Origin of the sequence: Sphingomonas sp. ASV193, assembly GCF_040203355.1 — a bacterium.
Taxonomy (GTDB): domain Bacteria; phylum Pseudomonadota; class Alphaproteobacteria; order Sphingomonadales; family Sphingomonadaceae; genus Sphingomicrobium.
Window position 1 is genome coordinate 762,190 of record NZ_JBEHBW010000001.1, and the last position, 13,150, is coordinate 775,339.

The window sequence follows — 13,150 nt, forward strand, 5'->3', positions numbered from 1 at the left end:
GCGGGATGAGCGACGGCAGCGCGCGATGACCGCGCGGCCAATTGTCAGACCAATGTTGTGCGAAAGCCATCGCCGCCGCTAGGCTGTCGCAATGGCCGTTCGCATCGTTCCCACCGCCATTCGCTGCCGGCTCGGCGAAGGGCCGACCTGGGTGCCGCGCCTCAACGCGTTGCTGTGGGTCGACATCGTCGGCCGACGGATCCACCGGCTCGACCTGGAAAGCGATGAAACGAGCAGCCTCGACCTACCCGAGCCGGTCGGCTGGATCGTCGAGCGCGCGGGGCGCGACGATTATCTGATCGGGCTGGCATCGGGCGTCGCGGTATTCGACCTCGACAACGGGACGGTCGAGCGGCTGCTCCCGATCGAGCCCGACACCGCCGATACCCGGCTCAACGATGCGAAGGTCGACCCGGCGGGGCGGCTGTGGACCGGGACCAAGGACGACACCGACCGGGCGGCGATCGGCGCGCTCTACCGGATCATGCCCGACCTGTCGGTCGAACAGGTCGACGCGCATTACGGCGTGACCAACGGCCCGACTTTCAGCCCCGACGGGCGCACCCTCTATCATACCGACAGCGCGGCACGGCGGGTCTATGCGTTCGACCTCGATGCGCACGGCGCCGTGCGGGACCGCCGCCTGTGGCTGCAATTCGAAGAGGCGTGGGGCTATCCCGACGGGATGACGACCGATGCCGAGGGCTGCCTGTGGATCGCCCACTGGGGCGGCGCGCGGGTCAGTCGCTTCTCGCCCCGCGGCGAGTGGCTCCGCTCGATCGCGCTGCCGGTATCGAACGTCACCAGCTGCTGCTTCGCGGGCGGCGCGCTCGACCGGCTGTTCGTGACTACGGCGATGATCGACGAGGAGCCCGACTCCGGGGCGCTGTTCGAGGTCGATGCCGGGGTGTCCGGGATCGCGCCGACGCCGTTCGCGGGATGATGGGAAAGGGCGACAGCGACGCCGAGGCGGGGCCGGGCCGAACGCTGACCGCGCGGATTGCCGACGACCTCGGCCGCGCGATCGTGACCGGCCGCATCGGCGTCTCAGCCCCCTTCCCCGTCGAGGCCGAGCTATGCCGCCGCTATTCGGCGAGCCGCCCGGTGGTGCGCGAGGCCGTCAAGATGCTCACCGCCAAGGGCATTCTCCGCGCCCGCCAGCGCGCGGGCACCGCGGTCGAGCCCGAAGCGCGCTGGAACCTGCTCGATCCCGACCTGCTGCGTTGGCTGCTCGAGCGCGATTATTCGATCGAACTGCTGGTCGATTTCACGCGGATGCGGATGGCGATCGAGCCGCGCGCCGCGGGGCTTGCCGCGACCGGGGCGAGCGAGGCGCAGCGGGGCAACATCCTCACCGCGATCGAACGCATGGCCGCCGCCGAAGCGGGCCGCGACGACCCGCTCGAAGCCGACATCGGCTTTCACACCGCGGTCCTGCTGGCGAGCAACAACCGATTCATGCGGCAGTTCCGCGACCTCAGCGAGACCGCGCTGCGCTTCTCGATCCGCCGCACCAACGCGCTGAAACGGGTGACGACGCCCAACGTCGCCGAGCATCGCGCGGTAGCCGACGCGATCGTCGCGCGCGAGCCGGCAGAGGCGGCGGCGCGCATGGCGGCGTTGCTGCGGGGCGCGCTCGACCTGCTGCTCGCCGACGCCGGGCTGCCCGGCGAGCCCGACTTCTGAGCGAACGGCGCGGTTTGCGCGCTTGACCCCTCCCCTCGTCGTGCGCAAAGTCCAGCCCCGATAAAGTCATATAATTTCAGGGCGAGGGGGAGCGATGAGTCTGTCCAGGATCGATGCGTTCGTGGTGATCGCCTACGCCATCGGGATCTTCGCGCTCGCCCAATTCGTGTCGCGCGACAGGGACGGGCGGCAGAAGGACAGCGCCGACTATTTCCTCGCCTCGAAGGACCTGCCGTGGTGGGCGATCGGCGCGTCGCTGATCGCCGCAAACATCTCGGCCGAACAGATCGTCGGCATGTCGGGGTCGGGCTACGCGATCGGCCTCGCCATCGCCTCCTACGAATGGATGGCCGCTGCGACCCTGCTGATCGTCGGCAAATTTTTCCTGCCGATCTTCCTTCGCAACCAGATCTACACCATGCCCCAGTTCCTCGAACGTCGCTATGGCGCGGTGATCCGGACGCTGATGGCCTATTTCTGGCTGGCGCTCTACGTCTTCGTGAACCTGACCTCGATCATCTGGCTGGGGTCGATCGCGGTCAACAAGGTCGCCGGGATCGATCAGGACGTCGCGCTGGTGCTGCTCGGCGCGTTTGCGCTGCTCTACCAGCTTCGCGGTGGGCTCAAGGCGGTCGCGCTGACCGACATCGTCCAGGTGACGCTGCTGGTGCTCGGCGGGTTGGTGGTCGCCTATCTGACGCTGACGCGGATCGGCGGCGGCGACCTCGGCGCGGGGTGGCACAAGCTCGTCGCCGCCGCGCCGGAACATTTCCACATGATCCTCGCCAAGGGCGACCCGCACTACGTCGATCTGCCGGGGCTGTCGGTGCTGATCGGGGGGCTGTGGATCGCCAACATCAGCTACTGGGGCTTCAACCAGTATATCATCCAGCGCGCGCTGGCCGCGAAGAACCTCGACGAGGCGCAGCGCGGGGTGATGTTCGCGGCGTTCCTGAAGCTGTTGTTGCCGCTGATCATCGTCCTGCCGGGGATCGCGGCGGTCGTCCTCGCGCCCAACCTCGCCAAGCCCGACGAGGCCTATCCGACGATGCTCAGGCTGCTTCCGCCGGGGCTGCTCGGGCTGGTGTTCGCGGCGCTGGTCGCGGCGATCGTCGCCTCGACCGCCTCGAAGATCAACTCGATCGCGACGATCTTCACGCTCGACATCTACGCCAAGCGGGGGGCGAAGCGGACGGGGACGGAGGACGACGGCGGCGATACCGTCGCCGACGAGCGCCGACTTGTTCTCGTCGGGCGGGTCGTCGCGGTGGTGGCGATCGTCATTGCCATGCTGACCGCGCGGCCCCTCGTCGGGAGTTCGGAGCAGGCGTTCCAGTTCATCCAGGAATTCACCGGCTTCTTCACGCCGGGGATCACCGTGATCTTCCTGCTCGGGCTGTTCTGGAAGCGCGCGAACGAGGCGGGAGCGATCGTCGCCGCGCTGACCTCGGTGATCCTCTCGACGATCATGAAATATGCGCTGCCGTCACCGGCGCTGCCCGGCGGGGTCAACGATTACCTCACCCCGTTCATGAACCGGATGGGAGTCGTCTTCCTCCTGTCGCTGGCGCTCGCGATCGTCGTCAGCCTCGCCACCCCTTCACAGCCGGGACGCGATACGATCGAGACGGCAGACGTCCGCTATGCCACCGGCACCGGCTTCAACGTCGGCGCGCTGGCGGTGGTGCTGATCCTCGTCGCCTTCTACGCGACCTGGTGGTGATCCGCCGGCACGATGCGGGTCGATCGACTGGCGGGGAAAATGGTGGGCGTGGCAAGGATTGAACTTGCGACCCCTGCGATGTCAACACAGACACGCACGGGACCCACACCGCTCGCTTCAAGAAACCCAAGGCAAGCCCAGGTCACTCAATCCAGCTTTTAGGGGTGGCCGAGAAAGAGAAGCAAGTCCCGCTGTGTCGCCATTGTGTCAAAGCGCGTCGGCCGGGATGCACCAGACAGCTCGCGCCCTATGGGGTTCCTGTGAGCGCGATAATGGCGGTTTCCTAGCGCTCCCCACTCATCAATTCGGCTCACATAAACTGTATTATCTTAATACCACACTGACAATCAGCGGGGACACCTGGGTCATCACAGAAAATGTTACTAGTATACCCTGGGGTGACTGGTGGCCTTGTTCACCTACGTCTCCTCAATTGGGATATAGGACCCTCCCTCGTCTACTTACGCTCCAAGGTAGGGACTACTCCAACTACCTCCCTATAAGCCTCCCTCAAGACCTCCTCCGCAACCTTCGCATCCTTCGCCTTGACGATGATGCTGTCGTGAAGCGGAAGCCCAACTACGCCAAGGTTGTAGGCGAGACGCTCCACCGTGAGGAGGATGGCCTCACTCTCGACGAACTGGAGATGGAGAGATGAAAGTTCATCCTCTCCCCACCCTTCAAGGAATGGGAACGCTTCCACGACCTTTGCCTGAACCACCTTGACGGGGAACTTATGCCTTAACGGCTTGCCGTAGACCGGCTCCAGCTTTTCCAGGACCTTGTTCGGCCAAGCACGATGGAGCCCCTGGTGGCCCAAGGTCATCGTCCAGCAAGCCTTGGCTACATCCCTCGGGATGCCATCCACCAAGTAGGGGTCCACGGCATCTCCCAAGGGCGTTCCGCGCAGAGCAGCCAGGATGGTGGGGTGGCTGGCTTTTACGTCGATTTCCGCCGTCTCCTCGCCGTCAATGGTGAGCGTCGGGCGGAGGGCCCGTTTCATCGTCTGATAACTCCCGCCGACCGCGTAGAGCCTTCCGCCCATATTCCAGTCAAAGCCTGGTTGGTCGCCATTGTTGAAGGTGCGTTGGAACCCACGGAATGAAACTGGGGAGGTCCCAACCGAGGCGAACCAGTGGTTGAGCCGGTCAACCCTGTCGAATTGGGCCTTCGTCTTGGGGTCATTGGGGTCCAGCGCCATCCCAAAGCCCCGAAAGCGCTCACTCTTAACGCGCATGGTCTTGCGGCGGAGGACCAGGGGTCTTGCGACACTGAAACCCTCGGGAACGACAATCTGGAAATGGTCCTCCCAGTTGTCGGGCGTGATGCCCGCCTCACCCAGGTAGCGCTTGAGCCAAGCGGTAGGACGGAAGCGCGTAGCTCGGCGCCACATGGGAACTCTTGGCCCCTCACCGAAGGCCTGTCCCCATTGCTGGTGGCCAAGCGCCACTTCAATCATCCGATGGGCCTTCATCCCGTCAACCGCTCGCTTGAAGGTGCGGTAGCCGACATCGTGGCCCGAGAAGGTGTTGGCCATCAGGGACCTGTAGCTCCAGCGTCCAGGCGCCATCGCCTCCGCCTGGAGAAAATCGCACAGGATGGCTCCCAACGCTTTCTCAAACGGCTTGCCTGGAGCCCTGGACACCTTGAGGTGGGCCAGCCCTCGCGCCAAGGAGGCCACAGTTCCGTTCGCCTCGGCGGAGTAGGCTACGCCGTCCAGAAGCATGTAGCGGGCCTCGTCGCGCTCGCGGGTCGTCAAGATGTCGGCCATAGACTTCGTCCAGCCAGTATAATGGGCTGGAGTCAAGTCACTGAAAATCAAAGATATTCCATGATTAGGGAACATTCCCAAATATGGGTAGATTTATGTCGTCGTAACGCCTTGAGTTCGCTCCAGATTTAGCTCCAGCAAGCGCTCCAGGGCGGTCTCGGTAGAAATGTTTTCGGGCCATCCATAGGCGGAGGCAACAGCGGCGTCCAACTCGGCATGGGCATTTGCCAGCCAAGCGGGACGCTCGTTGTAGAGAGCCGTCAGAGTCCTAATGGAGAGATGTCTGGCCGCGTTCTCGTTCACGGGAATAAGGCGGTCGGGATATCCCGCGACAACCTCCGGCTCGACGCGCACCAACTCTGCTGGATTAAGCCATGCGCGACGAAGTTGGTCTAACCGTCGCGCCGCTTGGGATATGGCCCCAGCTCGTTGGTCGTCCGCGGGCGGAACGGCTGGAGTCAGGCCATCAGGAAACGGAAATGTCTCAAAGGCTGTGGAAGGGGTGTAGCGAGGGTCGTTTCCCTTCCCGAGCCAAGTTCCTAGCCGAAGCGCCCAAGCCTCGTGAAAGCGGCTGTGGACGACGCCAAACGTGAAATCGTCATCCTTCGCAATGGCGACCGCGCCATCGTCCAGGGAAGCGACCGAGGGAAGCCACACGAACAATCGATGTTTCGATACCCTCGGCGTGGCGATGTATCGAGAGAGCCCCTGGAGCGCCGCTCGAAGGCCCGGCGCGGTCTCCGAGTGGAGCCAGTAATGTTCGCGCCTCCACTCTCTCCGATTTAATGCTCGGACGGGGCGGATGACCTCTTCAACGTAGCCAAATGGTTTCTCATAAAGGGCGGCCTGTTTCGCCGACATTGTGGACCCGAAATCGATAACCCACCGGTCAACCGCTCGGCGGACCAAATCCGACCCTGTCCGCCGTGGGAACAACACATCTGAGTTCGGGCGTCCGTTTGGATTCAGGGGGCTGGTTAGCCAACCACGCGCAACCTCACCTGGAATGTCAAAAGGTCCCCCCTTCTTGGTTCCGAGGAAGGATACGCCCTCGTTTTCGGCCAGCCGCTTCGCCCTTACCAAGTCGGATTCAATGCCTCCGGCTGTCAGGTCAGCCCTGACACGCTCGACAACTTTGCCATTTAAGCTCGCCGAGGGAGTCGCCTCATCACCAAAGCAGATAACAGAAACACGAACGGCGGCGCCCTCAACGGTCCACTCCTCGTCACTCCAAGCTTCAAATATACGACCGTCCGCCGCTGGCCCTTCCAGGACCTTGCGACTGGCGCCACCACGAATGGAGTTAGTAGTGACGAGGCCAACGCGCTTTGCCGAGCCCGCCTGAACCGCTTCCCAAGCCTTCAATACCCAGTAGCAAACCAGGTCCACCGTCGCGGGCAAGTCACTCGCGTAGGCAGCGCGGAGTCGAGTGGAATAATCTTCCCCTAGGCTGGACAGGAACTTGTAGACCCCGAGGAACGGTGGATTGCCAAGGATAACGTCCGCTTTAGGCCAAATAGCTCTTGTGCCATTCGCGCCCAAGACCGCATCCCGGCAATCTATGTTGGACAATGGCCTCAATACCGGCTGGCTCGGGATGCTGAAGCCATTGCGGCGCATCCATTGGATTTCGCCAATCCAAACCGTGACCCGCGCCAGCTCGGCGGCGTAAGGGTTCAGCTCGATGCCGAGAACGTTTTCTGGACCAGTTCTAGGAAACTCGCGCTGTAGTCCCAAGGCCTCCGCCTCAAGCCCCGCTCGATGCTCAAGGTCCTTCAAGGCCCGTAGAGCAACGTAGAGGAAGTTTCCCGAGCCACAGGCTGGGTCCAACACTTTGAAGGCTCGCAACTCATCCAGAAAAGCCCTGTAGAGTCCCAGCGCGGCGTCACGAGCTTTGTTTTGCGCGGCCTTCCCAGACGCGCTGGTAGCCTTCGCCAGGGCCTCTGAAATGCCACCCTTTACCGCTTCCCATTTTATCAGCCACGGCTGAATAATGACGGGGTCAACAATCTTTAAAATCTTAGCGCGGTCAGTGTAGTGGGCGCCGAGCTGGGCGCGTTTGTCTGGGTCTAGTCCCCGCTCGAAAAGCGTTCCAAGAATGGATGGGTCAATCTCGCCCCAGTCCAGCGCCGCGACCCTCCGACAGAGGGCAATGTCGTCAGCTTCAAGCGGAAGCGTTTCGTCATCATCGAATAGCCCGCCGTTAAAATGCTCAACACGCTCAAATCCGACCATCCCGCCTGTCCGCATGGCGGCAAAGAGACTGGTAGCCAAGGTCTGGAAATCGCCGCCATCCTCAGCGGCCTTGAGCATCCGCGAGAACATACGATTAGGTAGTAGCTGGACGTCCTCGGCGAACATGCAAAACACGAGCCTGTTGACGAAATGCGCCACCGTGTGGGGCTCGTAGCCGCGCTGTCGGAGGTTGTCGGCCAGCCTTGCAAACTCGCCAGCCGCCTTTGCGGTCAGAGCCTCCCGCGTTGTGCCAGGTCGGAGGCGCTCGGGGTCGGACATGGCCCACTTGAGAAGCTCGCGCTTGTTCGCGTCCCGTAGGTCCTCCAAGTCCAGTTCGTGAACCTGGCTGACGCTGTTGGTCCAGTTCGTGTGGATTACAAACCGCTCCATGTCGCAAACTACTAGAAGCGGCGGATTCTCCAGAGCGAGGGCGTATTGCTGGAGCTGCACGAAGGCGGCCTTTAGGTCCTTGCGCTTGCCCTTATATTCCCACCCAAAATGGCCGCGCTTCCATACGTCCGCCCACCCGTCCGCGCCGGTAGTTTTTGAGGCCCCTCGCTCGAAACAGTAGGTCGTTCCTGTCGGGTCAGCCTCGACTGGGGTTGGCTCATCAAGTAGGCGGCATAGGTCGATAAAATGCTCTTGAGCGGCGGAACTCTCCTTGAGGCTCGACGCCCGCCATTTCTTTATGAACTCGTCAACTGTCATGGCGGGATTGATACACGGTCTTGCGGCGCCGCCTAGCCGTTTGCTTCGTCGGTTAGCGAGCTAATCCCAGCGCCCTATAGACGGTCGTCCGTCCTACCTTGAGTTGCTTGGCAATGGCCGATGGCCCCACCCCTTGGGCCTTGAGTTCACGGATGGCCTCGACATCCGCCGATGGCTTCCGCCCACGATACATTCCAGCCGCCTTGGCCTTCTCAATGCCTTCGCGCTGGCGCTCTTTTCGGATGTCCGTCTCGAACTCCGCCACGGCTCCCAGAATGGCTAGGACCAGCTTCCCCATGCCGCTGTCAGTATCCACGCCCGCTTGTTGGAGGCAGCGAAACTTTGCTCCCTTGGCTGTCAGTCTGGCGATGATGTTGTGGAGGTCCTGGGAGGAGCGAGCCAACCTGTCCAGCCGGGTCACAATCAGCGTGTCGCCATCGCGGACGAAATCCAACGCATCAGCCAGGGCAGCACGACCGCCCGTCGTGGAGCCGCTCCGCTTTTCGGTAAAGACCTTCCCGCATCCCGCCGCGACCAAGGCCTCCTCCTGAATTTCGAAAGACTGACCAGCGCTCGACACCCGCGCATAACCTACCAACATCGCGTTCCTCCTGTTCCGTTAGGCTCTAGACCTTATGGCTATGCTGTTCCATAACGTTGAAGTCAACCCTAATGGAACAAGCTAGATGTTCCAGGATGAAGCACCGATAGGGTTTACCCTAAGGGGGCAACTCGACTGAATGACACGTTCCCACTATGTTCGCGGGATGAGCAGCTCGACTCCTCGACGGTATTTCAGCGCACGCAACGCTAGACCAGATGGCAGGACGTGCATCGACCTCGAAACACTCTCGTCGCTATTCAAGGACGCCTACGACCATTTCGTCGCCAACGGGTATTTCGCCGAAGCATTCGGTCATAGTTGCGTCGACGGCGATGTTGAAGGCACTGTTGGACCGAACGTCCAAGCCTACGTGCGCATGACGATTATGAAACGGGAAATCTGGCCGTTTGCGCCCTCCCTTGAAGCGACTACGGAGGGCGACCTATTTGATATGGTCGAGTTCCTTTTCGACCATGTGAGCAAGCCGCAGCAGAAGGACTACCACTCCTGGAATGACTGCGGATACCATTTCAGCGACTTTGATGCGTCACTCGGCCAAGACGAGTTTCGCTTGCGGCTGAATTCCCTGCTTGAGCGCTACGGCGCGGGCTACGAGCTTAATGCACGCGGCGAAATCATGGAGCTTAGTCCTCGGGGCTTGAAGCACCTCCTGCACGCGCAGCTTCCGACCAAGGAGGCCACGATTACGGAAAAGGTGTTCAGCGCCATCGACCGCTTCCGTCGATATGGGAGTAGCCTTGCCGACCGGCAGCAGGCCGTCCGTGACCTTGCCGACGTCCTTGAGTGGTTGCGGCCGCAAATCAAGACGACGCTCTTGCGGAAGGACGAGAAAGAGCTGTTCCAGCTGGCCAACAATTTCGGCATCCGGCACCTTAACCAGAACCAAAAGCTCGACTACGACAAGGCGGTTTGGCTGAGCTGGATGTTCTACCACTACCTAGCGACCATTAATGCCTGCCTGCACCTGCTTAAGCGGCAATCTGGGCAGGCTGCATTGTCGGCCGGGGCGTGACTTTGTCGCTCACCGTAAGCGCAGCGCAACAAAGCTCAAAAATTGCTGCCCGCCCCCTCGCGGCTCCCCGACACCGCGAGACCTCGACACCCCGACACCGCGACACCGAGACAGCTCGATACCGCAGCGAGCCGATAAAACCTCGCCGAATCAACGGGCTATGGATAGACATCGGTTGAGATTATCCAACTCGACATGTGAGTTGGCCTATCTACGCCAACTCAGGATATGAAAGCAGCGGATTTCACGGCAATTTGGCTTCAGTTTCTCCAAAATCGCACGTGACTCGGCAGGCTAAGGGGCGCAAATTATGTCCAGCGTGAAAGACCACGTGAACTAGCCGAGGGTCCAAACCCGGCCGAATCACGAAAGCCCCGGTTCTCGCGGTGCTAGGGCGAGGTTTTAGTAGCGAAGGGCCTGGCGTCAAAACCAGGCCCGCCCTTCTCTTGAGGACCGTATGGCAAAACCCCGTAAGCGCGACATCCTGCGTAGGCAATTGGAGACTAGGGCGCAGCTGTGGCCCGACCTGACCGAAAAAATGGTCTGGAACATGGACAACGAGGGGTGGGTCGCCGTTCCTCGCCTGATGCCCCTGATGATGAGCATCATGGACGACCTCTCGGACAAGGGGTTCCCGGTTAGCCGAACCTATTTCGAGCTTTGGTCTCGATTGCGGGAGGAGCAGTTCCTTACGCTTTCACCGGAAGAAATGGCGTTTCACGCAGGCTTTGAGGGCCAGCGGATGGTCCGAACTTGGAAAGACCGCGTGGAGAGGTTGGCCGACCTCGGCTTCATCGCCCTGAAGCCAGGTCACCTAGGTCCGGCGACTTATGCCGTGTTCTACAACCCCTACCACGTTATCAAACGCGCCTACCTCGCCAAGCGCGTGCAAGAAAATAAGTGGCAAGCCCTTGTCGTTAGGGCGAATGAGGTTGGGGCTTTCGATCTGGAGGACATCGACGCGAAGGGGGAACTCGTGCCCGACGAGGAAGATGCCGAACCCGACAGCGACGACGCCGAAGGAAAAGCCGTCTTCGACTTCTCCCCTAAGCCGAGCAGAAAAATCACATCGACCAGAAAGGTCCCTACGCGCTTGGTCAAGAAGCGCGCAAAGTAGGCGCACTGCCCCTAAGGTCCAATGCGCCCAAGGACGGCAGACCCGAGTGGCGGAAGGCCCCTTGATATTGTTTGCGGCTCATTGCGGCCGCTGTAGTGAGAATCGCAACGCCCCGACGGCCCTTGACCAGCGTAGCGTCGCGCGAAGGCTTTGGGTCCCATACTCCCCGTCGAATTGGTTCCCCCCGTTCCCCAGCGCTCACATTCAAAGAGACCGCTAAAGGCCTTCGTCAGTTGTTGTTCGCTGGGGTTTTGACGACGGCGTAGCGCCTCCGAAAAAGCCTTGTGCCAATGGCTCCCAAGCTCGCCCCTTAAGCTTCACGGCGAGGTCCATAGGACCAAGGTGCGTGTAGCGAGCAAGCATCCGAAAATCCTTATGCCCGCTAATGACTGACACCTCGGCGAGCGACAGCCCCAACTCGCAAAAGCGGGATATTGCCTCGTGTCTGAGGTCGTGAAAGCGGAGGTCCGGCAGTCCTGCCCTCCCGCGAAGGCGTTCCCAGGCAAGCCGCAGCGCCATGGCGGTGGTAGGAAAGACGTGGCCATCGGCACCGTCCTTTTCGGCCCTAGCTGCGAGGACAGCCAAGGCACCATCCGTAAGAGGAATAGTGCGTCCCCGGCCTGTCTTGGACCAAGGGATGTGAGCGGTTCTTCGCCTGAAATCGACGTCCTTCCACTGTAAGTTGAGGATTTCGGCCCGACGTAACGCCGTCTCAATCGCGAAACTTATAATGGGCCCGACAAGGGGATTTCTGGAACCCTCCAAGGCCGACATAAGTCGCTCCAGTTCCCCCGCCCTCAAGCGCCTGTCACGAGCATTTCGGACCGTCGGAGGCGTCACGAGCGAAACGGGATTGCCAGCTAAACGAAAACCCCATTCCCGCATCGCAATGTCGAGGGCATGATGGATAAGGGAAAGTTCGCGCCTAACAGTCCCAGCCTTCACGACGGTCAAGCGACGGTCCCGGTAGGACGCGATAGCTTGGGAGGTGAGCGAAGCTACCGGAAGGTCGCAAAGGGGGTCTCGTTGTAGCTTGGCCAGCCGCAGCGTCTCACTTGCCCAACTTCTTTTCGTCGGGGTTATCTCGGCAACGTAACGCGCGATGAGGTCGCGCAACAGCGTCCGCGCGGCGCGCCCCACGCTACCTTCCCAAACGCCGCTACGCATGGCGTCCTCTTGCTGCGACGCCCAAGCTGCCGCGTCCGCCTTTAGCCTAAAGGTCTTGTGTTGCGCGGGGTAGCCTTTGCGCCGGACCTGAACAAACCAACCGCTGCCCCGTCTCGTAATCGTCGCCATTTTCCCAGCCCTTGTGTCGTCGTTGTGTCAGCGAGCGACAGGAAGCTTATCGAGGGCAACGACACGCGACGTTAGGCGCGCAAGTTGCCAACGTTTTCAAGGGTTTCTGAAGCGAGGAAAATGGTGGGCGTGGCAAGGATTGAACTTGCGACCCCTGCGATGTCAACACAGTGCTCTACCACTGAGCTACACGCCCACACGGGTGGCCGGATGCGTTCCGGCCGGGTCTAGTGGAGGGGCCTTTACGGGGCCTTTGCGGGTTGGGCAAGGCCCTTAAGGCCAACCGAGTGTCATCGCGAAAGGCGACCGAACACGATCGTTACAGGCGACCGTGTTGATCCTCGGTCTGGAACAGGCGGTCGACCTCCATCACCAGGTCCTTGAGGTGGAACGGCTTCGACAGCAGCTTGGCCTCGGGCGCGGTGCGCCCGCCCTGGAGCGCGACGGCGGCGAAGCCGGTGATGAACATCACCCGGATCGCCGGGTCGATCGCGCTCGCCTTCTGCGCCAGTTCGATCCCGTCCATCTCGGGCATGACGATGTCGGTGAGCAGGAGGTCGTACTTCCCCCCGCCTTCGAGCAGCGGCATCGCCTCGGTCCCGCAGCCGACCGCGTCGACGTCATAGCCGACACGGACCAGCGCGCGCTGAAGATATTCGCGCATCGAGGTGTCGTCTTCGGCGAGGAGAATGCGGATCATGGTGGCCAAACTATGCGCCCAACTCTTACGATTTCCTAGCCATCAACGCGACGCGCGCGATTGATGTCCCTCGCTGGCACGGTCGGGGTTCAGACCGACGATCCGCAACGGCCGTGACGGAGCAGATTTTGCCCCAGGGCAAGGAACGAGGAGAGCGGCGATGCTGACGCATCGTCGTCGACGAGCGACGCCGCCATGGGGCGAAAGCGGCCCGCCGCGAAGCGGTTGAGCAGGAAAGCCCGCTGGCGGCGTCGCTTGCTTGCGCGTAGCAATTGCT

The 13,150-nt window shown here is 61.6% G+C and carries 11 protein-coding genes and 1 tRNA gene; 5 read left to right on the top strand and 7 right to left on the bottom strand.

Annotation, left to right across the window (positions count from 1 at the left end; genetic code table 11):
• Window positions 1-91 precede the first annotated feature (91 nt).
• The 3 genes from ABDK56_RS03810 to ABDK56_RS03820 all read left to right on the top strand — a co-directional run bounded on the left by ABDK56_RS03810 (window position 92) and on the right by ABDK56_RS03820 (window position 3,409).
• The gene (locus tag ABDK56_RS03810) at window positions 92-943 is read left to right on the top strand and encodes an SMP-30/gluconolactonase/LRE family protein (protein ID WP_349806777.1); all 852 of its coding nucleotides are present in this window, start codon (window positions 92-94) and stop codon (window positions 941-943) included.
• The gene (locus ABDK56_RS03815; RefSeq protein WP_349806778.1) at window positions 943-1,686 is read left to right on the top strand and encodes a FadR/GntR family transcriptional regulator; all 744 of its coding nucleotides are present in this window, start codon (window positions 943-945) and stop codon (window positions 1,684-1,686) included. Before ABDK56_RS03810 ends, ABDK56_RS03815 begins: the two co-directional genes overlap by 1 nt.
• A gap of 94 nt (window positions 1,687-1,780) precedes the next feature.
• The gene (locus ABDK56_RS03820; RefSeq protein ID WP_349806779.1) at window positions 1,781-3,409 is read left to right on the top strand and encodes a sodium:solute symporter family transporter; all 1,629 of its coding nucleotides are present in this window, start codon (window positions 1,781-1,783) and stop codon (window positions 3,407-3,409) included.
• 457 nt (window positions 3,410-3,866) lie between these two features.
• Here the strand turns inward: ABDK56_RS03820 and ABDK56_RS03825 are convergent, their stop codons facing one another.
• The 3 genes from ABDK56_RS03825 to ABDK56_RS03835 all read right to left on the bottom strand — a co-directional run bounded on the left by ABDK56_RS03825 (window position 3,867) and on the right by ABDK56_RS03835 (window position 8,724).
• A complete protein-coding gene (locus tag ABDK56_RS03825; protein ID WP_349806780.1) occupies window positions 3,867-5,180 on the bottom strand; it encodes a hypothetical protein in 1,314 nt (437 codons plus the stop codon).
• Window positions 5,181-5,273: 93 nt separating this feature from the next.
• Window positions 5,274-8,123 carry a class I SAM-dependent DNA methyltransferase gene (locus tag ABDK56_RS03830; RefSeq protein WP_349806781.1) on the bottom strand — a complete coding sequence of 950 codons (2,850 nt, stop codon included), beginning with the start codon at window positions 8,121-8,123 and terminating at the stop codon, window positions 5,274-5,276.
• 52 nt (window positions 8,124-8,175) lie between these two features.
• Entirely contained in the window at window positions 8,176-8,724 is a 549-nt protein-coding gene (locus ABDK56_RS03835; protein ID WP_349806782.1) for a recombinase family protein, read from the bottom strand.
• 166 nt (window positions 8,725-8,890) lie between these two features.
• Here ABDK56_RS03835 and ABDK56_RS03840 point away from each other — a divergent pair, with 166 nt between their 5' ends.
• Together ABDK56_RS03840 and ABDK56_RS03845 are read left to right on the top strand one after the other, a co-directional pair.
• Window positions 8,891-9,760, top strand: coding sequence for a hypothetical protein (locus tag ABDK56_RS03840; RefSeq protein ID WP_349806783.1), 870 nt, complete (start codon window positions 8,891-8,893; stop codon window positions 9,758-9,760).
• Window positions 9,761-10,217: 457 nt separating this feature from the next.
• Window positions 10,218-10,877, top strand: a complete 660-nt coding sequence (locus tag ABDK56_RS03845) for a hypothetical protein (RefSeq protein WP_349806784.1) — start codon at window positions 10,218-10,220, stop codon at window positions 10,875-10,877.
• A gap of 216 nt (window positions 10,878-11,093) precedes the next feature.
• On the opposite strand, the gene ABDK56_RS13130 is transcribed toward ABDK56_RS03845, so the two are convergent.
• The 4 genes from ABDK56_RS13130 to ABDK56_RS03860 form a co-directional block, all read right to left on the bottom strand.
• Complete coding sequence (locus ABDK56_RS13130; protein WP_502959255.1) at window positions 11,094-12,173, bottom strand: site-specific integrase; 1,080 nt, start codon at window positions 12,171-12,173, stop codon at window positions 11,094-11,096.
• 121 nt (window positions 12,174-12,294) lie between these two features.
• A tRNA-Val gene (locus tag ABDK56_RS03850) sits at window positions 12,295-12,369 on the bottom strand.
• Between the two features lie 123 nt (window positions 12,370-12,492).
• Window positions 12,493-12,873 carry a cell cycle two-component system response regulator CpdR gene (cpdR, locus tag ABDK56_RS03855; RefSeq protein ID WP_349806785.1) on the bottom strand — a complete coding sequence of 127 codons (381 nt, stop codon included), beginning with the start codon at window positions 12,871-12,873 and terminating at the stop codon, window positions 12,493-12,495.
• An 89-nt stretch (window positions 12,874-12,962) separates the two neighbouring features.
• Window positions 12,963-13,150 (bottom strand): hypothetical protein (locus ABDK56_RS03860; protein ID WP_349806786.1); only part of this gene is annotated, 188 nt, incomplete at its 5' end.